This window comes from Herbaspirillum sp. CF444, assembly GCF_000282135.1.
In the GTDB taxonomy this organism is placed as follows: Bacteria; Pseudomonadota; Gammaproteobacteria; order Burkholderiales; family Burkholderiaceae_D; genus Herbaspirillum.
Genome location: NZ_AKJW01000083.1, coordinates 147,505 through 172,416 on the forward strand (window position 1 = coordinate 147,505; position 24,912 = coordinate 172,416).

The following is a 24,912-nucleotide window of genomic DNA, read 5'->3' on the forward strand; positions in this document are numbered from 1 at the left end:
CTATCGGCCACGGCAACAGCCATGGCACAAATCACGGCACACAAATGCCCTTGGCAATGGCCCGCCATAGGCAGCCATGTACGACGCATGCTCGGTCTGGCGCTATTGGCTGCCTGCTTCCTGTCCGGCCATGCGGCCGTGGCTGCCTGCCTGGACGGCAAGCGGCTGGCAGGTGTCAACCTGAGCGGGCCGGAGTTCGCCGCCGACAAATTGCCTGGAACGGTCTTCAAAGACTACGGCTATCCCGATCCCGACGACATGCGTCACTTTCAATCCGCAGGCATGAACGCATTCCGCTTGCCGTTCCTGTGGGAAAGGATACAGCCGCAATTATTCGGTCCACTGGATGAAGCGGAAGTGCAACGAATGGAACAAACCGTCGCTACCGCCCGTTCGCTAGGCGCCTGCATCATCCTTGATGTGCATAACTTTGGCGAATATCGCGGCAAGCCGCTCGACTCGTCGGCGGTACCGCGCAAGGCATTTTTCGACTTGTGGAGCCGGCTTCTGGCCCGTTTCAAGGACCCCGAAAACACCGCTTTCGGCTTGATGAACGAGCCCAGCAAACTGCCGATTGCAGCATGGGCAGGAGTGGCACAGGAAACGCTTGGCATCTTGCGCAAAAACGGATCGCGCCATCTGATCTTGGTCGCCGGCGGCAACTGGAGCGGCGCCCATTCCTGGTTCGCGAAAGAGCAAGGTGTATCGAATGCGGATGCCTTCAGCCAGTTTCACGACCCGGCCAACAATTACCTGATCGAAGTGCATCAATACGCGGATGCCGATTTCTCCGGCACCCAAAAAAGTTGTATCGATCCTGGCCGCCTGAATGCGGCCATGAGCGCGATCACCACATGGGCCAAGGCGACCAAACAGCGTTTGTTCCTGGGTGAGTTCGGTGTCGCCGCCACGCCACCCTGCCTGCAGGCGTTGAGCGCCATCGTGGGAGGCATGCAGGACCGCGCAGCCTGGGGCGGCTGGACCTATTGGACCAGCAGCAAATGGCTGGGCGACTATCCGTTCAACCTGGAACCGGACAGCAATGGCGACAAGCCGCAGATGGCCATTTTGAAAACCGGCCTGTAGGCCGTGTCCATATCCATGTATTGGATGAAACAAGCGATGTAGCACTGATGCACAACACGCACGAAGGGAACACGATGAAATTTTCACTGGTGTTGGCCACGCTGGGACGCACTGACGAGGTTGCACGGTTTTTAGTGTCGCTGCACGCCCAGGACTATCGAAATTTCGAGCTGATCGTCGTCGATCAGAATGACGATGATCGTCTGCTTCCACTGATGGCCATGTATGGCGAAAAAATGCAGATCCGGCATCTCCGCTCGGCTGCACGCGGCGTCTCGCGCGCTCGCAATACCGGTCTGCCGCTGGCGAAAGGTGACGTGATTGCTTTTCCCGATGACGATTGCTGGTATCCGGACGGCTTACTGACACAGGTGGCCGCCGTCTTGCACCAGCATCAGGAGCTCGATGGCATTACCGGACGCTTCACCGACGGCAGCGGCCGTACCGAAGGCCGCTGGCTGAGGCGCAGCATGCTGCTGGACCGCTATAACGTCTGGCGCGGCGCGATCGAATTCAGTATTTTTCTGCGCCGGAAGGTCGTGGAGACAGTCGGCCAGTTCGATGAATCGCTGGGTGTCGGCGCCGGCACCGAATGGGGTGCGGCAGAGGGAACCGACTATCTTCTGCGCAGCCTGCAGCACGACTTCAAGTTGAAATATCTGCAAGAAATAACGCTGCACCATCCAGTGAAAACCGCCAACTTCGACGACAGCGCCTGCCACCGGCAAAAAAAATATGAGGCAGGCATTGGCCGCGTGATGCGCATCAACGCCTATCCGTTCTGGTATTTCCCCGGCACCTGCCTGCGCACCTGCGGTGGTGCATTGCTGGCCATGGCGGGCGGCAATTTTCTCAAAGCACACTTCAAATACGTCAGCGTGCTGGCGCGCGTACAAGGATGGCGAAAATGAGCAAACAAGCTCCAACAGACATGAACGGCAACCTGGCATCCGGCTCGATCTGGTCGATCGTCGATAACCTCGCGCAGCAAGTGCTGTCGTTCCTGGCATTTGCCGTGCTGGCGCGCTTTCTGGCACCGGATGCCTTCGGTTTGTTGACGGTGGCGCATCTGTTCATCTTGTTTACCCGGCTGGTCGTGTTCGACGCCATCGCTATGCCCATCGTGCGCGCCCTGGCGCCGAACGACAGGCTGTATTCCTGGGTGTTTACCTGCTGCTCGATTGCCGGCTTGCTGTTGGCCATGACGATGTTTTTTTCGGCGGGACTGATCTCTTCCCTGTTTCGCACACAGGATCTGAAAGTCGTACTGCAGGGAATGAGCATCTCAATTTTCTTCTTCGGTCTGGTGCGTGCTTATGAAGCCAGACTGGTGCGCAATATGATGTTCCGGCAACTGGCAATCCGCTCGATCGTTTCGGTGATGATAGGCGGCGTCATTGGCATAGCAATGGCGGCCAGTGGAGCGGGGGCGATGTCGCTGGTGGTGCAGCAGGTCACGGCATCCGGCCTGGCTCTGGTGCTGGTGGTGGCGCAAAGCCGATGGTTGCCGACACTGGTGTTTGATCGCGCACTGCATGAAAAATACTGGGACGATATCCGCCAGGTCGGCATGAGCGGCTTGCTCAATTTTGCCAATGCAAACGGCGATTCTCTCTTAGTCAGTTTTTTGCTCGGACCTTACGCGACCGGCTTGTACAACCTGGCCAAGCGCGTGACCTCAGCAGTCTATCTGGTCATTACCAGTTCGATGCAAAGAGTCGCCCTGCCGATGTTTTCCGATGCATTGGAAGATCGTATCGAGTTGCAGAATCGCTATCTGAAAATCATCGGCATCACTCTGTTTTTTATTCTGCCCTTGTTCTGTTTCCAGGGAGCGCTGGCCACACCGCTGGTGCAGATCGTATTCGGTGCGAAATGGTTGCCGGCAGCGCCGGTCATCGGTGTCCTGGCGCTTCTTTACATGCTCTCCTCGATTGTTCAGTTGAATGACTACCTGTTTTTTTCCCTCGGAAAAAATCGGCTGCCGGTATGGCTCAGCATCGCGCAATTGCTGCTGGCAATTACCTCCGCCGCCAGCGTCAGCCACTTCGGCCTGATCGGCATGAGTCTGTCGTTTTGCGGCGCCTATCTGGTGATATTCCCGGTTTCGCAGTGGCTATTGCATCGCGCGCTTGGCCTGAATTCACGCATGGTGTGGTTCGCACTGGCGCCACCTCTGGTGGCGGGCGTGGTGTTGTTGTTGGGATTGGAAGCTTATCTGGCGCTGATACCGCGACACTTCACCAGCCTGACGTTGGCAGGCGGCATTGTGCTGGCTTGCCTGTTATATCCGCTGACGGTCGCTGTGACCGGATGGCGTATCAGGAGCCGCAACGCTTCCTGGCATGCCCTGCTGCAGTCAGTCTTGCGGCCGCTCCGCACAGGTACACGCTAGCGCAGCAAGGTCTTAGCAATGAGTTTTCCCTGTTGAATCAATGCTTGATATTGCCAATGAAGGAGTACACCATGTCTGAAAACAAATTTATTCACATCGCTGGATTTCCGGTAGTCAAGACCACCTCGTCCGTATTGTCCAGATATCTGTTGCGAACCAAGTGCCTCAACAAAAAGGCCTGCTTGTTTTTTGCAAATACCAATTTCATCGTGCAATGCCATCCCCTGCTGGAAAAGATAAAAAGCACGCCCGTGGTCATCGTCAATGACGGCGTTGGCATGGATATCGCGGCTTATTTGTTCCGTCGCCAGGCGTTCAAGGAAAATCTGAACGGCACAGATTTCGTCCCGCGCTTTTTCGCCAATGCCGCGGCGCCGTTGCGTGTGTTCATGCTGGGCGGCAGGCCCGAGATGCTGGCCAAGGCCGCCGTGCATGTGCGCACTACGTTGAAGCAAGAAGTGGTCGGTACCTGCGATGGCTATGCAGGCATGGCGCAGGACCGTGCCGTCCTGATTGATTCGATCAACCGCGCGCGGCCAGATGTGGTGCTGGTGGCATTGGGGAATCCGATACAAGAAGAATGGATTCTGGCATGCCGCGATGCGCTCAATGCCAATGTGGTGATCAGCGTCGGCGCCCTGTTCGACTTCTGGAGCGGAGAAAAGCCGCGCGCGCCACGACTGGTGCGGCGGATTCATCTTGAGTGGCTATTTCGCCTGTCTCTCGAACCACGGCGCTTGGCGCAACGCTATACCGTTGACATCATGAAATTTTTGCTGTTGTGCCATAGGTACAGCGCAGAAAATGCACAGCCCCAGACGCGGACTTAACGCACGCTCGCTTTTTCTGCCGACTCGCATGAGGTGATTTCAATGAAAGCTATGATTCCGGCCGCAGTTATTCCGGCCGCAGTTAAAGGCACGCGGGTACGCCCGCCGGCCTACGATTTTCCGCAACCGATGACGCCGATTTTTGGCAAGCCCACCACGGTCTGCCTGATTGGATCTCTGGCCAGCTATGGCGTCAGGGCCATCATGGTCAATCAAAGCGTCGACAATCTTGCGCTGAGCGAACCATGAGAATATACCCTGTCATCCTTGCCGGAGGGGCCGGCACGCGCCTGTGGCCACTGTCGCGCGAGGCTTATCCCAAACAGCTGCTGCCGCTTTGCTCGTCGCATTCCATGCTGCAGGAGACCTTGCTGCGTCTGGTCAAGTGGGCGGAACTGATGCCGCCGCTGCTGGTTTGCGGCAACGAACATCGCTTTCTGGTGGCGGAACAACTACGCGCAATCGGCATCGCGCCGCTGGCGATCTTGCTGGAACCGGAGGGCAGGAATACCGCGCCGACGGTGGCCGTGGCGGCGCAATACCTGTTGCAGCATGAGCGCAAGCAGTCCACAGCGACGGAACCGCAAGAAACGAACCACGACAGCTTGATGCTGGTGCTGCCGGCCGATCACGTGATCAGCCGGCCGGAAGCCTTTCGTGCCGCCATCGAATGTGCCGCGCAGGCGGCCCGTCAAGGTGCATTGGCGACCTTCGGCATTGTGCCCTCTGCGGCGGAAACCGGCTACGGCTATATCCTCCGGGGCCAGGGAGAATTACCCGGCGCGGCCGGCTGCTATGCCGTCGAGCGCTTCGTCGAAAAGCCTGATCGTGCAACGGCAGAAACTTTCGTCAAGGATAACGCCTATAGCTGGAACAGCGGCATGTTCTTATTCCAGCCGAAACGCTATCTGGAGGAGTTGCGCGAGTTTCGACCACTGATCGCAGAGCACTGCCAACTGGCTTTCAACGCTGCCTATCGGGATCTCGATTTTCACCGTCTGGACGAGGCTTCTTTCACTGCCTGCCCCAGCGAATCGATCGACTACGCCGTGATGGAACACACCCGCAATGCAGCGGTGGTGCCCGCTGACATCGGTTGGAATGATGTCGGCTCTTGGTCGGCGCTGTGGTCCGTCATGGCAGGCGATGAAAACGGTAACGTGCTGCGCGGTGACGTCTATACGGACGCGGTGCGGGATTCGCTGATACGGGCGGAAAGCCGTCTGGTGGCGGTGCTGGGACTGCAGGATGTGGTGGTGGTGGAAACCAGGGATGCGGTGCTGGTGGCACACAAGGATCAAGTGCAACACGTCAAGAAAATCGTTGGCGAGCTCGGCAAGCAGCAGCGCACCGAACACCTGACCCATCGCCGCGTCTATCGTCCCTGGGGCAGCTACGAGGCGATCGACATGGGGGACCGCTTTCAGGTCAAGCGAATTACCGTCAGCCCCGGCGGCAAGCTGTCTCTGCAGATGCATCATCATCGTGCCGAACATTGGGTGGTGGTGAGCGGGACAGCACGCATCGTGTGCGGTGACGAGGAGAAATTCCTCACCGAAAACGAGTCGACCTATATTCCCGTCGGCGTCACGCACAGGCTGGAAAACCCCGGGAAATTACCGTTACACCTGATTGAAGTGCAGTCCGGGAGTTATCTCGGCGAAGACGACATCGTGCGTCTCGACGACATTTATCAACGCAAATAACCTATGGTGACATCATGCTTCCTATTCAACAATCGATCTTCAAAGCCTATGACATTCGCGGTGTAGTCGGCGTCACGCTGGATGCTGACGTCGCCAGGCAGATAGGCCAGGCGTTTGGCCAGGCAGTGCGCGACCAAGGCGAGTCGCAAGTGGTGGTCGGCCGCGACGGGCGCCTATCCGGCCCCGAACTGAGCGCCGCCTTGATGGCCGGCTTGCAGGATGCCGGCGTTGATGTGATTGATCTGGGCGTGGTGGTGACGCCGATGGTCTATTTTGCGACCCACGTACTCGGTGCGCAATCCGGCATCATGGTCACTGGGAGCCATAATCCGCCGGACTACAATGGCTTCAAGATGGTGCTTGCCGGCGAGGCGATTTACGGCGATGCCATTCAACAGCTGTACCAGGCGATCAGCAGCGGCCGTGTGCAAGATGCACTGACGTCGCCGTCCGGCAGCTACCGCCGGCACGACATCAAGCACGCTTACCTGCAACGCATCATCGGCGACGCCAAGCTGACGCGGCCGATGAAGATTGTGGTGGATTGCGGCAACGGCGTTGCCGGTGCCTTTGCCGGCGAGTTATATCGCGCACTTGGTTGCGACGTACGGGAACTGTTCTGCGAAGTGGATGGCAGGTTTCCCAATCATCATCCCGATCCGGCCCATCCGGAAAACCTGAAAGACGTGATCCGGACTTTGCAGCATTCCAATGCAGAACTGGGGCTGGCTTTCGACGGCGATGGCGATCGCCTGGGCGTGGTCACCAAAGATGGCCAGATCATTTACCCGGATCGCCAACTGATGCTGTTTGCTGCCGACGTACTGACACGCCATCCTGGCGGAAAAATTATCTATGACGTTAAATGCACCAGCCATCTGGCCCCCTGGATTGCCCATCACGGCGGCCACCCCCTGATGTGGAAGACCGGCCATTCGCTGGTCAAGGCCAAGATGCGCGAAACCGGCGCACCGCTGGGTGGTGAAATGAGCGGACATATCTTCTTTAAAGATCGCTGGTACGGTTTCGATGACGGCCTCTATGCAGGCGCTCGTCTGTTGGAGCTACTCAGCCGCGAAGACGATCCGTCGGCATTGCTCAATGCCTTGCCGCAGTCGGTCAGCACGCCGGAATTACAACTGCAGTTGAACGATGGAGAGAATTTCGCCTTGATCGCCAGGCTGCAACGCGATGCACATTTCCCGGGAGCGGATCAAATCATCAAAATTGACGGTTTGCGTGTTGAGTATCCCGGCGGCTTTGGTCTGGCACGCGCTTCCAATACCACGCCGGTGGTAGTGATGCGGTTTGAAGCGGAGTCGGCGCAGACGCTGGCGCATATCCAGGAAGAGTTCGGACGAGTAATCCTGGCCGCCAAGCCGGATGCAGTGCTGCCTTTTTCAAATGATATGGCAGTGCTCCCGGTGGAGATGTCGCTGGAGTAATGAACAGCCTTGCCTAAAAGCAGAACGAGCAGAACGAGCTGAAGGACGTTCATCCTCTTGATGACTGACATGCGGATAACAGAGCTGACTCCCTGCGCCCAGTCCTATCTGGAAAGTAGCGCAGGCGAAAGGTGAACCGGCTCTGGTATCCGCACGCATGGCGCGCCGATAACTGAGAGGATTCCAGCACCCCAACCTATCTGGAAAGTGGTGCCGCATTTGAATCTACTCAGTTATCGGCGCAGACCACGCAAGCTTGAGTACTGCTCTCTCAGATGCATCCCGCGTAGATAGCAGCACTGACTCCCGGCACCCAGTCCTATCTGGAAAGTGGTTCCGACGCCTGTGAATCTACTCTGCCATCAGCACAGATACCGGCAATGACTTGCAGCGGGCTTACGGTGTGCAGATAAGAGAGAAGATTCTCGACACCCGATCCTATCTGAAACGTGGCATCGCACTATGAATCCGCTCTGTTATCGGCACCGGCACATGATCCCGCCGTACGAATGCAAGACCGCCGCTATTGACCGCATCCGTGCGGATAATAGAGAAGATTCCCGCCGCCCAGTTCTATCTGAAAAGTGGCGACGACGAAAGATGAATCTGCTCTGATATCAGCACGAATGCCAAAAACTGAACATGCGGACAATGACGACCGTATGCGAACGCGCTTAAAACTTATGTATAGAGGAAGATTTACAGATGAATTGCTGCTACAGACATGACCGAAAAGGTCAAAAATGAAGAAGTAATGCGGAGTAACCTTCACCAGCAAGCCGAGCGTTTTTATTGCTTTTTCGACTTACCTCCCGGCTTCGAACCGAGAAACAGCAAACAATATAGCCGACAAAGCTACGCTCGTCAAGAAATTTTGTACTACCCCAACAACACCCCTACAACAACGCTGACTGCAAATGCCTGAAGGCACATGAAATATTGCGACACATTCGTAAATGCGAATGATTTTTATTATATAATTTTTGAGATCAAAGAGATACCGGGTCTCACTTCACCGCCCCACCGCTCTTCAAGGCCGCTTTTACTGCAACCGTCTTACCGCACCTATTCAGTATTCGATCGTGTCCGCCAACAGCCCTTCTGCCGACGCATTTAGCCACCTTTACAGCAGCCATCACGGCTGGCTGTACAGCTGGCTATGGCGCAAGCTCGGCTCACGCGAAGATGCGGCGGAACTGGCGCAAGACACGTTCGTGCGCCTGCTGAGCGCCAAGCCGTCCGATGAGCTGGCCGAACCGCGCGCCTATCTGACTACTGTCGCCCACGGGCTGGTGGTCAATCACTGGCGCAAACTGGCTCTCGAACGCGCCTACCTGAGCGCGCTGGAAGCCCGCCCGGAAATGCTGGCCCCTTCCCCGGAAGAACGCGCCCTCGTCATCGAAACCCTCTGCCAGATCGACGCCATGCTGGAACGTCTCGCCCCCAAGGCGCGCCAGGCCTTCCTGCTGGCGCAGCTCGATGGCCTGACCTATGCCCAGATTGCAGAACAGCTCGGCGTCTCGGATCGCATGGTCAAGAAGTACATGGCGCAGGCGATGCTGCAATGCATGTTGTTGGTTGCATCATGAGCGCCAGCCTGCGCAGCAACCAACACGGCAAAGCGGCATCCATGTCGTCGACGCCCGACTTCCCCACCTTGCAGGAAGCCGCCGAATGGTTCGCCCTGCTGCGCGCCGACGACGCCAACAGCCGCGACCGGCAGCGCTGGCAAATCTGGCTCGACGCCGAACCCTCGCATCGCGAAGCCTGGCGCAAAGTCGAAGCCGTCAACGAACAATTCACCATGCTGCCCGGCGAAGTTGCGCGCGATGCGCTGACCGCCACAGGTACACAGCGCCGCAAGCTGGCGAAGCGGCTGGCTTTGCTGTGCCTGGCGACCTCCGCCGGCGGCCTGCTCGCCACGCGCGCACCGCGCGACTATCTGGCTGCGCTCAACGCCCAATACCGCACCGACATCGGCATCACCCAAAAAATCGTGCTGGCAGACGGCTCGCAGATATGGCTCAACACCGCCAGCGCCGCCGACGCCTACTTCACCGACGATCTGCGCCGCATCGTCGTGCACAAGGGCGAAGTCCTGATTGAAACAGCTCCGGACCACCATGCGCCGAAACGTCCTCTCGTAGTCGACGTCAAAGATGGCCGGCTGCGTGCCCTCGGCACGCGCTTCACCGTGCGCCCGAGCGACAAGGGAACTCATCTGGCGGTGCTGCAAGGCGCCGTCAGTGTCGAACCGGCAGACGGCACCGCAACACGCGTCATCGCCGCCGGCAGCGAAGTCACCTTCGGCAGCAACTGGATCGGCCACCCCGTCGCCACCAACGAAAGCCGCACCTCCTGGTCGCGTAACATGCTGATGCCGGACAACATGCGCCTGGCCGATTTCCTCGACGAACTCAGCCGCTATCGCCGCGGCTACATCGCCTGCTCGCCCGAGGTCGCCGATCTGCGCCTGGTCGGCGTCTATCCACTGGCCGATACCGACCGCGTACTGGCGGCGCTGACTGCCAGCCTGCCGATCAAAGTGCGGCGCATCCTGCCGTGGTGGATCAGCGTCGAGCCCGCCTGATTGCCCACTTAAAAATATCCCTCTTAAAATATTTTTACCGAAACGGTTCCCTTTTTTGCATTTCGCTTGGCAATGGAAAAAGAACTCTGCCGAACACGCAACCCAAAAGGACCGTCATGACCGTTGCTCGATTCCCTGTACGCGCCACACGCTCGCCCACTCGTTCGTTGAAAATGCGCCCGCTGCCCCACTACCTGCGGCTGGCTTTGCTGGCTCTGCCGCTGCTGGCGGCAGAGCCGGCACACGCGCAAAGCACCGGCGCAAGCACCACAGTCGCGCGCAGCTACAGCATTGCCGCGGCGCCGCTGGGCCAGGCGCTGCGCCAGTTCGCCAGCGAAGCCGGCATCCTCCTTTCCGCCGACGCCAGCCTGACCCAAGGAAAGAATAGCCCCGGCCTCAACGCCAGCGTCTCGGTCAGCCAGGGTCTGCAGCAATTGCTGACCGGCACCGGCCTGGTCGCGGTCGTGCAAAACGACGGCAGCTACATCCTGCAATCCGCCGCCGCTTCCGCTGCGCAGGCGCCGCTGCCGACCATCGTCGCTTCCAGCAGCCGTACTTCGCAGGCAGACGGTACCTATCGCGTCGTACCCAGCAGCAGCACGTTGCGCAGCAATGCCTCAACGCTGGAAATTCCACAGATCGTCAATATCGTGCCGGCGCAAGTACTCAACGATCAGCGTCCGCGCAATCTCGACGACGCACTAATGAACGTCAGCGGCATCACCCAGGGCAACACGTTGGCCGGCACCCAGGACACCATCATGAAACGCGGCTTCGGCGGCAATCGCGACGGTTCCGTCATGCGCAACGGCATGCCGCTGGTGCAGGGCCGCGCGCTGAACGCCACCGCCGAAAGCGTGGAAGTGCTCAAAGGACCGTCGTCGCTGCTGTACGGCATCATGGATCCGGGCGGCGTGATCAACGTTATCAGCAAGAAGCCACAACTGGAACGCCGCACTTCCATCTCGCTGCTCGGTTCCACCTATGACCACGGTCGCAGCGGCGGCGGCGCCACGCTCGACACCACGGGCGCCATCGGCGACACCAACCTGGCCTATCGCCTGATCGTCGACCGCGTCGACGAAAACTACTGGCGCAACTTCGGCCAGCATCAGGAAACCCTGGTCGCGCCGTCGCTGGCCTGGTACGGCAAGGAAACCCAGGTCGTGTTCTCCTACGAGCACCGCGACTTCCTGTACCCGTTCGACCGCGGCACCGCCATCGATTCGCGCACCGGACGACCGCTCAACATCCCCGCCGATCGCCGCCTCGACGAGCCCTTCAACAACATGGTCGGCAACAGCGACCTGGTGCAACTGAACGTCGACCACGACATCAACGCCGACTGGAAAGCCCACATCGGCCTGAGCTACAACCGCGAAGTCTACGACGCCAACCAGTTGCGCATCACCGGCCTGAATCCGACCACCGGCGTCATCACCCGCAGCAACGACGCCACCCACGGCTCGCTCAGCACTGACAGCTACGGCACCGCCTACCTGCAAGGCAAGACCAACATCGCCGGTCTGCGCAACGATATCCAGGTCGGCGCCGACATCGAATATCGCAAGATCTACCGTGCCGATCTGCTGCGTCAGGCCGCACCCAATTTCAATTTCCTGAATCCCGTGTATGGCACCTTGCAGCCATCGTCAACCGTATCGGCCAGCGACAGCGCCCAGACCGATCTGCTGCATGACCGTTCGCTGTTCATGCAAGACTCGCTCTACCTGACCGACAAGTGGATCCTGGTCGGCGGCATGCGCTATCAGGACTACAACCAGTTGGCCGGACGCGGACGTCCGTTCACCACAAACACGAACCTCTCCGGCTCCAAATGGCTGCCACGCGCCGGCCTGATCTACAAATTGAACGATCAGTTGTCGTTCTACACCAGCTTCACCAAATCGCTCAAGCCGACCTCAACCATCGCGCCCTTCGGGACTGGTGTCGTGATCGACTCCAACGTAGCGCCTGAACAGGCAACCTCGTGGGAAGCCGGCGCCAAGTACGACCTGGCCTCCGGCCTGACGGCGACGCTGGCGGTCTACAACATCAAGAAGAAGAATGTGTTGGTGTCGCAGTTCAACGCCGTCACCAACCTGACCGACTATCGCACTGCAGGCGCTGCTCGCTCGCGCGGTATCGAACTGGACGTCACCGGCCAGTTGACCGATCGCTGGAACATCATCGGCAGCTACGCCTACACCGACGCCAAGACCACCGAAGATCCGCTCTATGCCGGTCTGCGTCTGTGGAACGTCGCCAAGCAAACTGCCGCGCTCTCCGCCGCCTATGATTTCGGCGCCATCCTCGGCGGCGACAAACTGCGCGCCGGCGCCGGCATGCACTATGTCGCCAAGCGCGCCGGCGATTCGGCCAACAGCTTCATGCTGCCGAGCTACACCACCGCCGACGCCTTCGCCACCTACGACACCAAAATCGGCGGCCAGTCGGTCAAGTTCCAGCTCAATGTCAAGAACATGTTCAATCGCGTTTATTACACCTCAAGCGCGAACCAGTACTTCGTCTCGATGGGCGATGCACGCCAGGTTTCGCTGCTGACCACGCTGGAGTTCTGATCATGCGCGCCGCCGTCCGTCATCATGGATTGGCGCTGCTGCTTGCCACGCTGGGCTTCGGCTCCGGCGTGGCAGCCACCGCAGTTGCCGCAGAATCCGCAGTATCCGCCCCTCAGCCGCTGGCCCGGATCACGCACCTCAGCGTCCTGCCTGGCTCCGGCCATAGCTGGGGCTTCGCCGCCAAGGATCCGACTCGCCCTTTCCTGTTCATTGCGCGCCGAGAAAACGGCCTGACCGTGTTCAACACCGACACGCAGCAAACTGTCCGCACGCTCGACGACAGCGCCGGCGCCAACGGCGTGGTGTTCGTTCCCGACGCAGACCGCGCCTACGTCACCAACATGGACGGCTCGCTGACCGTGGTGCGCCTGTCCGACCTCAAGACGCTCAAGCGCCTGCCGGTCACCGACGCCAATCTCAACAGCGCCGTGTACGAACCGGTCAGCCGCCGCGTCATCATCGCCAGCGGCCGCCGCGCCAACCAGTCGGCGCTGTACATCCTCGATCCGAAGCGGGATCGCATCGTCGGCGAGCGCAACGTCGACATCAAGAAAATCGATCCGCTGCTGGTGCTCGGCGACGGCAACCTGTTGCTGCCGATGCGCGATGAAGGCAGGGTCATTCGCCTCAACGGCAAGACGCTGGAAACACTGGCGAGTTACAGCTTTCCCGGCTGCGTGCAGCCCAGCGCACTGGCCAGCGACAATGCCAATCGCCGCCTGTTTGTCGCCTGCCGCGGCAAGGCGCCGATCCTGACGGTCGCCGATCTCGACAGCGGCGCACCAATCGCCAGCCTGCCGATCACACCGGCGGTCAACGCCCTGGCCTGGGACAGCGCGCAACGCCGCCTGCTGATCCCGAGCGGCAACGCCGGCAACCTCTCCGTCGTGCAGCAGGACGATGCCGATCATTACCGCATGCTCGGTTACGTCGGCACGCGCCTGTGGGCGCACAACATGGTGTACGACCAGGCGCGCAGTTCCGCCTATCTGTTCACCATGGACTTCACCCAACCGGCAGCGGACGCCGCCGGCCACAAGCAGGACCCCGTTTTTCACGCAGACAGCTTCACGGTTCTCACGCTCACGCTGAACCCGCCATCGCGTTAGTTGCTGACAGCGCAGTCCCTCATCAGCACTTGGCGTCGCCCGGAGATTTTCTTTCCGGGCGTCTTTCTGTTTTTAAATTCGAGCTTGAATTCGAACTTGAATTCGACCTTTGGAGAACTATCCGATGAAGTCCGTTTTGCCACGCCGATTGCCGCTGGTCATGGCGCTGTTGAGCATCCCCTATGCCGCGCTGGCGCAGACCGCCACCTCCGATGCAAGCACAGACGCCTCCCTGCCCACCGTCACGGTATCCGACAAGAAAGACAGTCCCTACGCGCCCACGACCGTCGAATCCGGTCCTTACCGCGGCAACCTGCTCGACGTGCCTGCCACCGTCAACGTCGTCTCGCGCGAGCTGATGGACATACAGGGCGCGACCGGCCTGTACGACGCACTGCGCAATGTCGCCGGCGTGGTGCGCCAGCAGCAGAGCGGTATCGCCTACGATCAGTTGTCGATCCGCGGCATCAATCTGGATAACCGCGCCAGCTATCTGTTCAATGGCGTACTGCCGTTCGACAACAACCTGCCGATTCCGATGGAAGACAAGGAACGCATGGAAGTCCTGAAAGGCGCCGCTGCGCTCTATTACGGTTTCATCACGCCGGGCGGCGTCGTCAACATGACCACCAAGCGCGCCGGTAATACGCCCGTTACAGCCGTCACGCTGAGCACCGACAACAACGGCTCCACACTCGCGCATCTGGATCTGTCGCGCCGTTTCGGCGAAGACCAGCAATTCGGCCTGCGCATCAATGCCGTGACCAACAACGTGCATACGCCGATCGGCAACGACAACGGCTACCGCCGCATGTTCAGCGCGGCATTCGACTGGCGCATCAACCGCCAGTTGACGCTGCGCTACGACGCCGAGTTCATCAAGGCCAGCGTCACCGAACAAGCCGCCATCGTTCCGCAAAATGCAGTCGGCGGCGTCATCACCTTGCCGTCGATTCCCGATCCGTCCAAGCTGCTGTCGATGCGCGGCAAGAACACCGTCTCCGACGCGCAGACCCACTTGCTGACCGCCGAATACGCCTTCAACGACAACTGGACCGGCAAGATCACCGCCGGTCAGTCCAAGACCCATCGCGACCGCTGGCTGTGGATCATGGACAACTACAACGCCACCACCGGCGCCGGCACCGTCTACGGCGCCGATCAGGTCGGCCAGATCTACACCAACCAGAACGTGCGCGCCGAAATCAACGGTCTCTTCAGCACCGGTTTCCTGCAGCATGACCTGCTGATGGGCGCCAGCCAGAACCGCCTGTACCAGCCCAGCTTCTACACCTACATGTACCGCGCGGCGCAAAACCTGTACAACCCGATCGACGTCACCACGCTGATCCGTTCTCCGACAGGCAGCAAGAGCACCCTGCGCGACCGCGGCTTCAACGAGCAGACCGTCCGCGACGGCGGCGTCTACGCACTGGACCGCGTCACGCTCAACGATCACTGGCAAGTCGTCGGCGCCGTACGCTACAGCAAGTACACGATCGATCAACTCGCCACGGCGCGCTATTCGACGACGGCGACCACACCGTCGCTCAGCGTGATCTACAAAGTCACGCCGAACACCAGCCTGTACGCCAGTTACGTGGAAGGTCTGGAATCCGCCGGCACCGCGCCGACCACCGCCTCCAACGCCGGCCAGTCGCTGCCCGCCGCCGTCAGCCGGCAGAAAGAAGTCGGCGTGCGTTCGCGCATTACCGACGGCCTGATGGCATCGACCGCCTTGTTTGAAATTGCCCAGCCGTCGGCCAGTACCGATAGCAGCAACGTCTACGCGATCAACGGCAAGCAACGCATCCGCGGTGTGGAAATGTCGCTGCAAGGCGACCTCACACGCAACCTGTCGCTGACGGCCTCGCTGATGTTGCTGGATGCACGGATCGCATCCTCGACCACCACCGCCCTGATCGGCAAGACGCCGGAGAACACGCCGCAACGCACCGGCAATCTGTTCGCCACCTATCGCATCACCGCATTGCCCGGCTTGTCGGTGAGCGCCGGCGCCTTGTCGATGGGATCGCGTCCGGTCAACGACCAGAACCAGGCCTTCATCGGCGGCTACACCACCTACACCGCCGGCCTGCGCTACCAGACCCGGATGTTCGGCAAGAAGACCACCTTCCAGGCCAACGTCGACAACCTGACCGACAAGCGCTACTGGAGTGCCGCGGGCAGCGGCCAACTGGCCGTGGGCATGCCGCGCACGATCACGCTGTCGAGCAATGTTGAATTCTGATGATCTTGACTTGATAACGAAAGGATGAACACATGATCCGCACTTTTTCCCGCCTGCTGCGGCTGGCGCTTGTAGCAGCCGCGACACTCATCGGCATTGCACCGTTAAACATCGCCCACGCTGCCGATGTTGCCACCCCTCAGAAAAAAATTCTCTACGTCACGCGCCTGGATCTGCCCGCCAACGCCAGCGAACGCAACAAGGAATTGCAGCAGAAAGGCATGGCCAGCGACACCAGGGTACGCACGCATCTGGAAGCCATGGGTTACGCCGTGACCTTCGCCGACCAGAGCGCACCGCCGGCCAATGCCGAGAAATACGACTTGGTGATTCTGTCATCGGTGGTGCAATCGCGTGAACTGACCGATACCGCCTACAAGGATGTGCGCGTTCCCATGCTGACCTGGGAAAATGACTTGTTCGACTCGCTGCGCCTGACCGGCCGCAAGAAAGGCGAAGTCTACGGCGAGGTGGAAAAGGAGCATTACATCCGCATCGTCAACGCACCGCATCCGCTGGCTGCCGGACTGCCGGCCGGCAAGACCTACGTCTATCCGCGTGACACCTCCATGGGTTGGGGCACGCCGGCGCGCAGCGCAATCGTGATCGCGACCTTGCCGGGCGACCTCGACAAGGCCGTGATCTTCGGCTACGAGAAAGGCGCGACGATGGATTACGACTTCGTCGCACCGGCGCGCCGTGTCGCCTTCTTCCTCGACAACCTGACCTTTGACCAACTGACGCCGATCGGCCTGCGCCTGTTCGATGCTGCAGTTGTCTGGGCGCTGGCTCCCGCGCCGGCGAAGAACTAAATCCTTCCTCCACCGTCCAGTGCGGCCGCCAACACGCGGGCCACGTGGACGGCTTCGCGCCCGGCGCCGTCGTGGATCTGATGACGGCAACTGGTGCCGTCAGCCACCACAATTGCTTCCGCCGCAGCCTTGCGCACCGCCGGCAACAGCGCCAGCTCCGCCATCGCCATCGATGCCTCGTAGTGCTCCTCCTCGTAGCCGAAGCTCCCCGCCATGCCGCAGCAGGATGATTCCACCACGGCGACTTCCGCCTGGGGAATCCACTGCAACACGGTCGGCACCGGGCGGAAAGCGTCGAACGCCTTTTGATGGCAGTGACCGTGCAGCACGATCTTGTTGGACGACAGCGGCTTGAGATCGAGCTTCAACTTGCCGGCCTTGTGTTCCTTCACCAGAAACTCTTCAAACAGGAAAGCCGATTTCGCCAGTTGTTGTGCTTCCTCGCCGTAACCGTAGTTCAAAAACTCATCGCGCAAGGACAGCAGACAGGACGGTTCCAGCCCGACCACGGCCACGCCCCGGTGTACGTAGGGCATCAGCGCATCCAGCGTGCGGCGCGCTTCAGCCTTGGCCTGGTCGACCAGCCCCGCCGCCAGATAGGTGCGGCCGCAGCAGAGCGGACGCTGTTCCGGCAGCGTGTTGAAATGCACCTTGTAACCGGCGGCTTCCAAAACCTGCTGCGCGGCGCGGGCGTTTTCCGGTTCCATGTTGTTGTTGAAGGTGTCGACGAACAGCAGGACTTCTTTGTCTGCATTTGTCGCCGGCGCACTCTGCGCATTGCTCAGAAACGCTTTACGGAAGCGCGGCAACGAACGCTGCGGCGCCAGCCCCAGCAAACCCTTCACCCAGCCGGAAATCACCGGAATCTTCTCCGCCAATGCCAGCGCCCCGCCGACGCTGCCGGCATAGGACGCGTACGCCGGCATGTAGGCGATCAGCCTGTCGCGCAGGCTGATGCCGTGCTTGGCGGCCCAGGCGGCGCGCGCTTCGATCTTGATCTTGGCCATGTCGACGCCGGTCGGGCAATCGCGCTTGCAGCCCTTGCAGGAGACGCACAGGTCCAGCACTTCCTTGACCTCGGGGCTGGCCAGCCCGTCGCTGCCGAGCTGCCCGGATAGCGCCAGCCGCACGGTATTGGCGCGACCGCGCGTGACATGTTTTTCATCACGCGTGACGCGATAGCTCGGGCACATGGTGCCGGCGTCGAACTTGCGGCAGTGGCCATTGTTGTTGCACATCTCGACCAGCTTGGCCAGACCGTCGCTGCGATCGCCGCCGCTGCCGGGCGCGCTTTCCTTGCCGGTCAGCGGATCGCGCTTGACGTTCCATGGCGACCAGTCCAGCGCCGGGCTGTAAGGCAACTCGCGATAGCCGGGCGCAAAGCGGAAGTTGCTCGCGTCGTCCATCTTGGGCGGACGCACGATCTTGTCGGGATTGAAGCGATTGTCGGGATCGAACAGATCCTTGATCTCGCTGAAGGCGGCGTTGAGTTTCGGCCCGTATTGCCATGCCACCCACTCGCCCCGGCACAGGCCGTCGCCATGTTCGCCGGAATACGCGCCCTTGTATTTGCGCACCAGCACCGCGGCGGCTTCGGCGATTTCGCGCATGTCCTTCGCGCCACCGCGCCGCATGTCGAGGATGGGCCGCACGTGCAAGGTGCCGACGCTGGCGTGGGCGTACCAGGTGCCCTCGGTGCCGTACTTGTGGAACACTTCGGTCAGCTGGCGCGTGTACTCGGCCAAATGCTCCAGCGGCACGGCGCAATCTTCGATGAAGGACACCGGCTTGCCGTCGCCCTTCATGCTCATCATGATGTTCAGCCCCGCCTTGCGCACGTCCCACAAGGCTTTTTGCTCGTTGGCGTTGGGCATGTCGACCACCGATCCGGGCAAGCCGAGGTCGCCCATCAGTTCGCCCAGACGCTTGAGCTGTTCCAGTTGCCGGTCGAGATTTTCGCCGGAGAATTCCACCAGCAAAATCGCTTCCGGATGGCCGACCAGCGCCTTCTCGATCACCGGCTTGAAGGCCGGATTGCTCATCGCCAGGTCGATCATGGTGCGATCGACCAGCTCGACCGCGGTCGGTCCCAGCTTGACGATATGCTGGGTCATGTCCATCGATTGATAGAAGGTCGGGAAATTGACCACGCCCAGCACCTTGTGCGCCGGCAGCGGCACCAGCGCCAGCATGATCTGGCGGCTGTAGGCCAGCGTGCCTTCCGAGCCGATCAGGATATGCGCCAGGTTGGCGACGCCGTCGTCGGTGTAGGCGCGCGGATTCTGGCAATCGAAAATGTCGATGTTGTAACCGGCCACGCGGCGCAATACCTTGGGGATGCGTTCGGCGATTTCGCCACGCTCGCGCTGCGCGATGGTTTGCAGTCCGCGCACGATGTCGCCGATGCGACCGCTGCCGGGCATCTCCGGCAAACGACCGAAGCGGCCTTCGGTGCCGTCGGCCAGCACGGCCTCAATGGCCAGCACGTTGTGCACCATGTTGCCGTATTCGATCGAGCGCGAGCCGCAGGAGTTATTGCCGGACATGCCGCCGATGGTGCATTGCGCCGCCGTCGAGACGTCCACCGGAAACCACAAGCCATGGGGCTTGAGCCAGGCGTTGAGGTGATCGAGCACCATGCCCGGCTCGACCGTGATGGTGCGCGCAACCGGATCGAAGTCGATCACCTGGTTGAGATACTTGCTGTTGTCGACGATCAGCGCTTCGCCGACGGTCTGGCCGCACTGGCTGGTGCCGGCGCCCCGGGCCAGCACCGGCATGCGATGCTGGCGCGCGATATCGAGCGCGATCTTCAGGTCGGCCTGATCGCGCGGCACGACCACGCCCAACGGCATGATCTGATAGATGGAGGCATCGGTGGCGTAACGACCGCGATCGGCTTTGCCGAACATGACTTCGCCGCGCATCTCGCGCTGCAATTGCATGGCGAACGGCGTAGCGGGTGCAGTGCTCCGCCCGCTCGGAGGAACAAGATGGATGGGCTTGACCAGCATGAAGTAGTCCTGTCAAAAAACGAGCGTGGAATTCAGCTCAGTTCAAAATGGATCGGCGGCAATCCGGCGATCTGTCCGATCACCATGCCCGGTGCTTTCGGAAAATACATGCCGGTGTAGGAACCGGTGGTGACGACCGTGCCGCCGGGGATGACGATGCCGCGCTCGCTGCAATGATTGACCAGCCAGCTCAGCAAGCGGCGCGGGTCGCCGGCGGGATTAACGCCCTGCCCCTTGAACACGTCTTCGCCGTTGAAGGTCAGATGCGCCTCGGGGCGATGGAAGTCGAAGCCGTCGCGGTAGTCGCTCAGTTCGCCGATCACCAGCGCGCCGTGATTCTGCAAGTCCGCCAGCTGACTCAGCTTGGGCACGTCCGGCCAGCCGGCGATGCGGCTGGAGACGATCTCGATGGAGGCCCCCATGGCGCTGATGCTGTCCATGACTTCCGCCTCGACAATCGGCGCCGGCCTGGGGGCGAAATCGCAGTCGAAGCAAAACATGATTTCCAGCTCGATGCCGAGCACGGGAAAAGCGCTGCGCTGCAGGGACGAGGATGAAGGATGGATGCCGCCCAGCGGTAACGGCGCCCCCTGCACCGGACCGGATTCGCTCTTGGAGCCGATCTTCCAGCCGCCGGTGGCGGCGTGGCTGCGGCGCAAAAATGCCTGCTGCGCGCGGTAGGCGTCGTCCATGTTGGCCGGTTCCAGCCCGGCCGGCACGACGGCCAGCGTCGCTTGCCGGGAATAGGCGTCGCCCAGGAGATGGCCGAGTTCTTCAGCCGCGGAAAGTAAAGTCGTCATGGCTACCTCGTATGGATGATGCGAAGGAATGCCGGCCCCGGTTCATCAGGCACGGCATTCTTCTTTGATGCGTTTTCCGATGCAATCAGGCACGTGCCTTGACCACATTGCCGCCGGCGTCGGGCGTAGTGTTTTCGAACTTGTTGTCGGGTTGCATGCGGAAAGCCAGCACCACGCCGAAGCCCATCAACACCATGCTGCCGAGGAAAGGCAGCTCCCAGTTGCCGGTCTTGTCGATCAGGTAACCCGACAACACCGGCGAGATGATCGCGGCCAATGCCGAACCGGTGTTCATCATGCCGCTGGCGGTGCCCGAATATTCCGGCGCGATATCCATCGGAATCGCCCACATCGGACCGATCGTCATTTCAGCGAAGAAGAAGCCCGCGCCCAGCGACAGGATCGAGATGTAGACGTTGTGCGTAAACATCAGCGGCAGCAGCGACAGCAAGGTCAGCAGCATGCACACCGACACCATGTAGCTGCGGGCGCGCTTGAGGTTGCCGGTGTTCTTCAGAATCTTGTCGCTGACGATGCCGCCCAGGGTGTCGCCCACCACGCCGGCAAAGAACACGCTGGAAGCGAACAGCGCCGACTTCTTGATGTCGAGGTCATAGCTGTGCAGGAAGTATTGCGGAATCCAGCTCAGGAACAACCACAAGGTCCAGCCGTAGCAGAAGTAGACGATGGTGACCGGCATCATGCGCTTGAACAGCGGGCCCCATGGAATCTGCGGACTCTTCTTTTTGCCGGCCGGCAGGATCGCCAGCTCTTCCGAAGTGATGCGCGGATGCCTGGCCGGATCTTCGGTGAACACGAAGGCCCAGACGATTACCCACACCAGGCTGAAGGCGCCGAAGATATAGAACGATTCGCGCCAGCCGTGCTCCGCCATGATCCACACCACCGCCGCCGGCGCCACCGCGTTGCCGATGCGTGCAAAGGCGTGGGTGATGCCTTGTGCGAAACCGCGTTTTTCTTTCGACACCCAGCGCGACATCGCGGTGGTCGCCGCCGGGAAGGTCGCGCCTTCGCCGAGACCGAGCAGCAGGCGCGCCAGCAACAGCGACACCAATCCGCCCGCGAAACCGGTCAGCACCGTCGCCAGCGCCCACAGCAAGCCGCAATAAATCAGCGTGCGGCGCGCGCCGAATTTATCGCTGACCCAGCCGCCGATGATCTGAAACACTAAATAGGGATAGGCGAAGGCGGAAAAGACCAGGCCGATTTCCGTCTTCGAGAGGTTGAATTCCTTGGCAAAACCGGCCGCGGCGGTGCTGACGTTGACGCGATCGAGGTAGGTGATGAAATACATCATGCATAACATCAATAGCACGACCGTGGTCGCGCGCAAACGCAGGTGTCTCATTGCATTGTCTCCAGTATTGGTGCGCCGGCGCGCCGTGAAACCTGTGGTTTCGATTCCTCTGCGGGATGCTGCTTCGCCGGTCTTTCGTTATTGGTCCACGTGACCGGCGCAGCGCTTCTCGTACATGCGCGCTGCGCCGGCGTTCTTTCCTCCGTTATTGCTTTTTGCTTTGCCCTGCCGTGCTGCGCTCCTTACGGCGCAACACGGCATGGATACGGCTGACTGTCATTTGGATTCAGGCAACCTTCAGCGCCGGTTTGTTTTTCTTCGCGGTCAGGTTGTCCATCGCCGCCTGCACGCCGCTGCCGGCCAGCTTCACGCCCGCCAGCTTCAGGCCCATTTCGCAACCGGCCAGCGTCGCCATCAGGGTCAGGTCATTGGCTTCGCCCAGATGGCCGATGCGGAACATGCCGCCCTTCATCTTGCCCAGGCCGGTACCGAGCGACATGTTGAAGTTTTCGTAAATCACTTTGCGGATCGCGTCGGCGTCGAAACCGGCCGGCGTCATCACGCCCGTCAGCACCGGCGAATACACGGCCGGATCGGCGCACTGGATCTCCAGGCCCCAGGCCGTGACGGCCTGGCGGCAGGCTTCGGCCAGACGCTCGTGGCGCGCGAAGACGTTGTCGAGGCCTTCGCCCAGAATCATCTCCAGCGCTTCGGACAAGCCGTACAGCAGATTGGTGTTGGGGGTGTACGGCCAGTAGCCGGTGGCGTTCATCTCGATGATTTCGGTCCAGCCCCAGAACGCCTTCGGCAGCTTCGAGCTCTTGCTGGCCTCGATGGCCTTCTTCGAGACCGCGTTGAAGCTGATGCCCGGCGGCAGCATCAGGCCTTTTTGCGAACCGGAGACGGTGACGTCGACGCCCCACTCGTCGTGGCGATAATCCGCCGACGCCAGGCCCGAGATCGTATCCACTAGCAACAGCGCCGGATGGCCGGCGGCATCGATGGCCTTGCGCACCGACGCGATGTCGGAAGTCACGCCGGTCGAGGTTTCGTTGTGCACCACGCAGACGGCCTTGATCTGATGGCCGCCGTCCTTGCGCAGACGCTCTTCGATCAGATCGGCCTGCACGCCGCGGCGCCAGCCTTCGATGCCCGGCAAGCCGAGGAATTCGGGCTTCAGGCCCAGCGCTTCGGCCATCTTCTTCCACAGCGTGGCGAAATGGCCGGTCTCATACATCAGCACCGTGTCGCCGGGGCTCAGGGTATTGGTCAGCGCCGCTTCCCATGCGCCGGTGCCCGAGGCCGGATAAATGACGACCGGCTGCTCGGTCTTGAAAATCTTCTTGATGCCCGCCAGCACCTGCAAGCCCAGCGCACCGAATTCCGGGCCGCGATGGTCGATGGTCGGATAGCTCATGGCGCGCAGGATGCGATCAGGCACAGGGCTGGGACCAGGGATTTGCAGGAAATGACGGCCGGCTGGATGAAAGTCTAGTTTTAACATTTACTCCTCCTTTGAAATCTGTCTTTGAAATTTAACTTTTAGATATTTTGTATTTTGAATGCAAAATACTTTATCAGCCAGACCAGGAGAGGTAAAGGTTTTTTTGATCCGCACAGTCCTTACTTCAGGTATGGAGTCTGCGCATATTTTTGGTAAAAATCGCGTAAATAGATATACTTAGAATCACTAATAGGAATTTCATGGCAATATTTTTCATCCATACAACAGCAGGAAGCTGGTATTTTGGCAATGAAGCTATCCCTGCTAAAATACGCCCCAGTAGGACATTAAGGATTTTGAATGCAAAATTCAACAATTGAACTAGACACGAACGAGACCAGAAACACCCCCGCCGCCCTGCCGAAACTGGAGCGCCAGCGTCTGCACGACACCGTCGTCGAGCACCTGCGCAACCTGATCGTCGAAGCGGTGCTGGCGCCCGGGACCAAACTGAACGAACGCGAACTGTGCGAAACGCTAGGTATTTCACGCACGCCGCTGCGTGAAGCATTGAAGGTATTGGCCGCCGAAGGCCTGATCGAAATCTCGCCCAACCGCGGCGCATCGGTGTCGAAGATGTCGGAAAACGAGATCTGGGAAACCTTCGAACTCATGAGCGGCCTGGAAGCGATGTCCGGCGAACTGGCCTGCGAACGCATCACGCCGGTGGAAGTGGCCGAGATCAAGGCGCTGCATTACGCCATGCTGGCCTGCAAGGCACAAAACGACCTGCCCGGTTATTACAGCCGCAACCAGGCCATCCACAACAAGATCAACGAAGCCGCGCGCAACTCGGTACTGCACCAGACCTATCTCGGCCTGAACCGCCGCTTGCAGGCGCTGCGCTTCAAATCCAACTTCCGCCCCGAAAAATGGGACAGCGCCGCGCACGATCACGACGAGATGGTCAAGGCGCTGGAAGCACGCGACGGCAAACGCCTGGCGGCGGTTTTGCGCCAGCATTTGCTGGACAAGCGCGATGCGGTGCTCAATGTTCCCGTTGCGCCAGTGGCGGCGACTGCCGGAGGAACTCCCGCAGGGAAAACGAATAATCAATAAAAACGGTAGTGAAGTTGTCCCTGGAAGCCATCGCTTGCGATGGCTTTTTTTATGGCTGCGGTAAAGGCATATCCTCGCCGGCGCCTCTCGCGTGCAACAAGCGCACGACATAAAACCATGGAACAGGCGCCATCAGAACAGCAAAAACCAGAAAGGAGAACCGGGAGAGAAAAGAAGAGAAACAATATCCGGAAGACAAAAAGCAAAAATGGAAGCCGGGACTGCGCTTCCATTATTTCATTTGCTTTTGATGCTGTTTTTTACGAAGCACTGAGTGACAGTAACTGCCTGCTTCGATACCAATATTCAACAACATCAAGAATATTGGTAGGCACGATTGGACTCGAACCAACGACCCCTACCATGTCAAGGTAGTGCTCTAACCAGCTGAGCTACGCGCCTAGTGAAGAA

18 protein-coding genes and 1 tRNA gene are annotated in these 24,912 nt (G+C 60.1%); 14 read left to right on the plus strand and 5 right to left on the minus strand.

What is annotated here, in order from left to right; all coding sequences use genetic code 11:
* Nucleotides 1–21: 21 nt before the first annotated feature.
* From PMI16_RS19720 to PMI16_RS19780, 13 genes are all read left to right on the plus strand, one after another.
* Nucleotides 22–1,086, plus strand: coding sequence for a glycoside hydrolase family 5 protein (locus tag PMI16_RS19720; protein WP_237719904.1), 1,065 nt, complete (start codon nucleotides 22–24; stop codon nucleotides 1,084–1,086).
* Complete coding sequence (locus PMI16_RS19725) at nucleotides 987–1,997, plus strand: glycosyltransferase family 2 protein (RefSeq protein ID WP_237719905.1); 1,011 nt, start codon at nucleotides 987–989, stop codon at nucleotides 1,995–1,997. Before PMI16_RS19720 ends, PMI16_RS19725 begins: the two co-directional genes overlap by 100 nt.
* Nucleotides 1,994–3,481 (plus strand): lipopolysaccharide biosynthesis protein, encoded by a 1,488-nt coding sequence (locus tag PMI16_RS19730; RefSeq protein ID WP_007882803.1) that lies wholly within the window; start codon nucleotides 1,994–1,996, stop codon nucleotides 3,479–3,481. Before PMI16_RS19725 ends, PMI16_RS19730 begins: the two co-directional genes overlap by 4 nt.
* A gap of 71 nt (nucleotides 3,482–3,552) precedes the next feature.
* On the plus strand, nucleotides 3,553–4,311 hold the full coding sequence (locus tag PMI16_RS19735) for a WecB/TagA/CpsF family glycosyltransferase (RefSeq protein ID WP_007882804.1): 759 nt from the start codon (nucleotides 3,553–3,555) through the stop codon (nucleotides 4,309–4,311).
* A gap of 42 nt (nucleotides 4,312–4,353) precedes the next feature.
* A complete protein-coding gene (locus PMI16_RS19740) occupies nucleotides 4,354–4,560 on the plus strand; it encodes a hypothetical protein (protein ID WP_007882805.1) in 207 nt (68 codons plus the stop codon).
* A complete protein-coding gene (locus tag PMI16_RS19745; RefSeq protein ID WP_007882806.1) occupies nucleotides 4,557–6,017 on the plus strand; it encodes a mannose-1-phosphate guanylyltransferase/mannose-6-phosphate isomerase in 1,461 nt (486 codons plus the stop codon). Before PMI16_RS19740 ends, PMI16_RS19745 begins: the two co-directional genes overlap by 4 nt.
* Before the next feature lie 14 nt (nucleotides 6,018–6,031).
* Nucleotides 6,032–7,462: a phosphomannomutase/phosphoglucomutase gene (locus PMI16_RS19750; RefSeq protein WP_007882807.1), complete on the plus strand. Its 1,431-nt coding sequence runs from the start codon at nucleotides 6,032–6,034 to the stop codon at nucleotides 7,460–7,462.
* A 1,082-nt stretch (nucleotides 7,463–8,544) separates the two neighbouring features.
* The gene (locus tag PMI16_RS19755; RefSeq protein WP_007882808.1) at nucleotides 8,545–9,051 is read left to right on the plus strand and encodes a sigma-70 family RNA polymerase sigma factor; all 507 of its coding nucleotides are present in this window, start codon (nucleotides 8,545–8,547) and stop codon (nucleotides 9,049–9,051) included.
* Entirely contained in the window at nucleotides 9,048–10,052 is a 1,005-nt protein-coding gene (locus PMI16_RS19760; RefSeq protein ID WP_007882809.1) for a FecR domain-containing protein, read from the plus strand. Before PMI16_RS19755 ends, PMI16_RS19760 begins: the two co-directional genes overlap by 4 nt.
* 116 nt (nucleotides 10,053–10,168) lie before the next feature.
* Nucleotides 10,169–12,634, plus strand: a complete 2,466-nt coding sequence (locus tag PMI16_RS19765; protein WP_007882811.1) for a TonB-dependent siderophore receptor — start codon at nucleotides 10,169–10,171, stop codon at nucleotides 12,632–12,634.
* Between the two features lie 2 nt (nucleotides 12,635–12,636).
* The gene (locus tag PMI16_RS19770) at nucleotides 12,637–13,743 is read left to right on the plus strand and encodes a YncE family protein (RefSeq protein ID WP_007882813.1); all 1,107 of its coding nucleotides are present in this window, start codon (nucleotides 12,637–12,639) and stop codon (nucleotides 13,741–13,743) included.
* 124 nt (nucleotides 13,744–13,867) lie between these two features.
* The gene (locus PMI16_RS19775; protein WP_007882815.1) at nucleotides 13,868–15,994 is read left to right on the plus strand and encodes a TonB-dependent siderophore receptor; all 2,127 of its coding nucleotides are present in this window, start codon (nucleotides 13,868–13,870) and stop codon (nucleotides 15,992–15,994) included.
* A 32-nt stretch (nucleotides 15,995–16,026) separates the two neighbouring features.
* The gene (locus PMI16_RS19780) at nucleotides 16,027–16,806 is read left to right on the plus strand and encodes a hypothetical protein (RefSeq protein ID WP_007882816.1); all 780 of its coding nucleotides are present in this window, start codon (nucleotides 16,027–16,029) and stop codon (nucleotides 16,804–16,806) included.
* Here PMI16_RS19780 and PMI16_RS19785 read toward each other — a convergent pair.
* The 4 genes from PMI16_RS19785 to PMI16_RS19800 all read right to left on the minus strand — a co-directional run bounded on the left by PMI16_RS19785 (nucleotide 16,803) and on the right by PMI16_RS19800 (nucleotide 23,442).
* Nucleotides 16,803–19,820: an FAD-binding and (Fe-S)-binding domain-containing protein gene (locus PMI16_RS19785; RefSeq protein WP_007882817.1), complete on the minus strand. Its 3,018-nt coding sequence runs from the start codon at nucleotides 19,818–19,820 to the stop codon at nucleotides 16,803–16,805. The genes PMI16_RS19780 and PMI16_RS19785 overlap by 4 nt on opposite strands.
* A gap of 32 nt (nucleotides 19,821–19,852) precedes the next feature.
* On the minus strand, nucleotides 19,853–20,620 hold the full coding sequence (locus tag PMI16_RS19790) for a 2-keto-4-pentenoate hydratase (protein ID WP_007882819.1): 768 nt from the start codon (nucleotides 20,618–20,620) through the stop codon (nucleotides 19,853–19,855).
* 85 nt (nucleotides 20,621–20,705) lie between these two features.
* Complete coding sequence (locus PMI16_RS19795) at nucleotides 20,706–21,989, minus strand: MFS transporter (protein WP_007882826.1); 1,284 nt, start codon at nucleotides 21,987–21,989, stop codon at nucleotides 20,706–20,708.
* Between the two features lie 235 nt (nucleotides 21,990–22,224).
* On the minus strand, nucleotides 22,225–23,442 hold the full coding sequence (locus PMI16_RS19800) for a pyridoxal-phosphate-dependent aminotransferase family protein (RefSeq protein ID WP_007882827.1): 1,218 nt from the start codon (nucleotides 23,440–23,442) through the stop codon (nucleotides 22,225–22,227).
* A 300-nt stretch (nucleotides 23,443–23,742) separates the two neighbouring features.
* Here PMI16_RS19800 and PMI16_RS19805 point away from each other — a divergent pair, with 300 nt between their 5' ends.
* Nucleotides 23,743–24,501, plus strand: a complete 759-nt coding sequence (locus PMI16_RS19805) for a GntR family transcriptional regulator (protein WP_007882828.1) — start codon at nucleotides 23,743–23,745, stop codon at nucleotides 24,499–24,501.
* A 325-nt stretch (nucleotides 24,502–24,826) separates the two neighbouring features.
* Here PMI16_RS19805 and PMI16_RS19810 read toward each other — a convergent pair.
* Nucleotides 24,827–24,903, minus strand: a tRNA-Val gene (locus PMI16_RS19810).
* Nucleotides 24,904–24,912 lie beyond the last annotated feature (9 nt).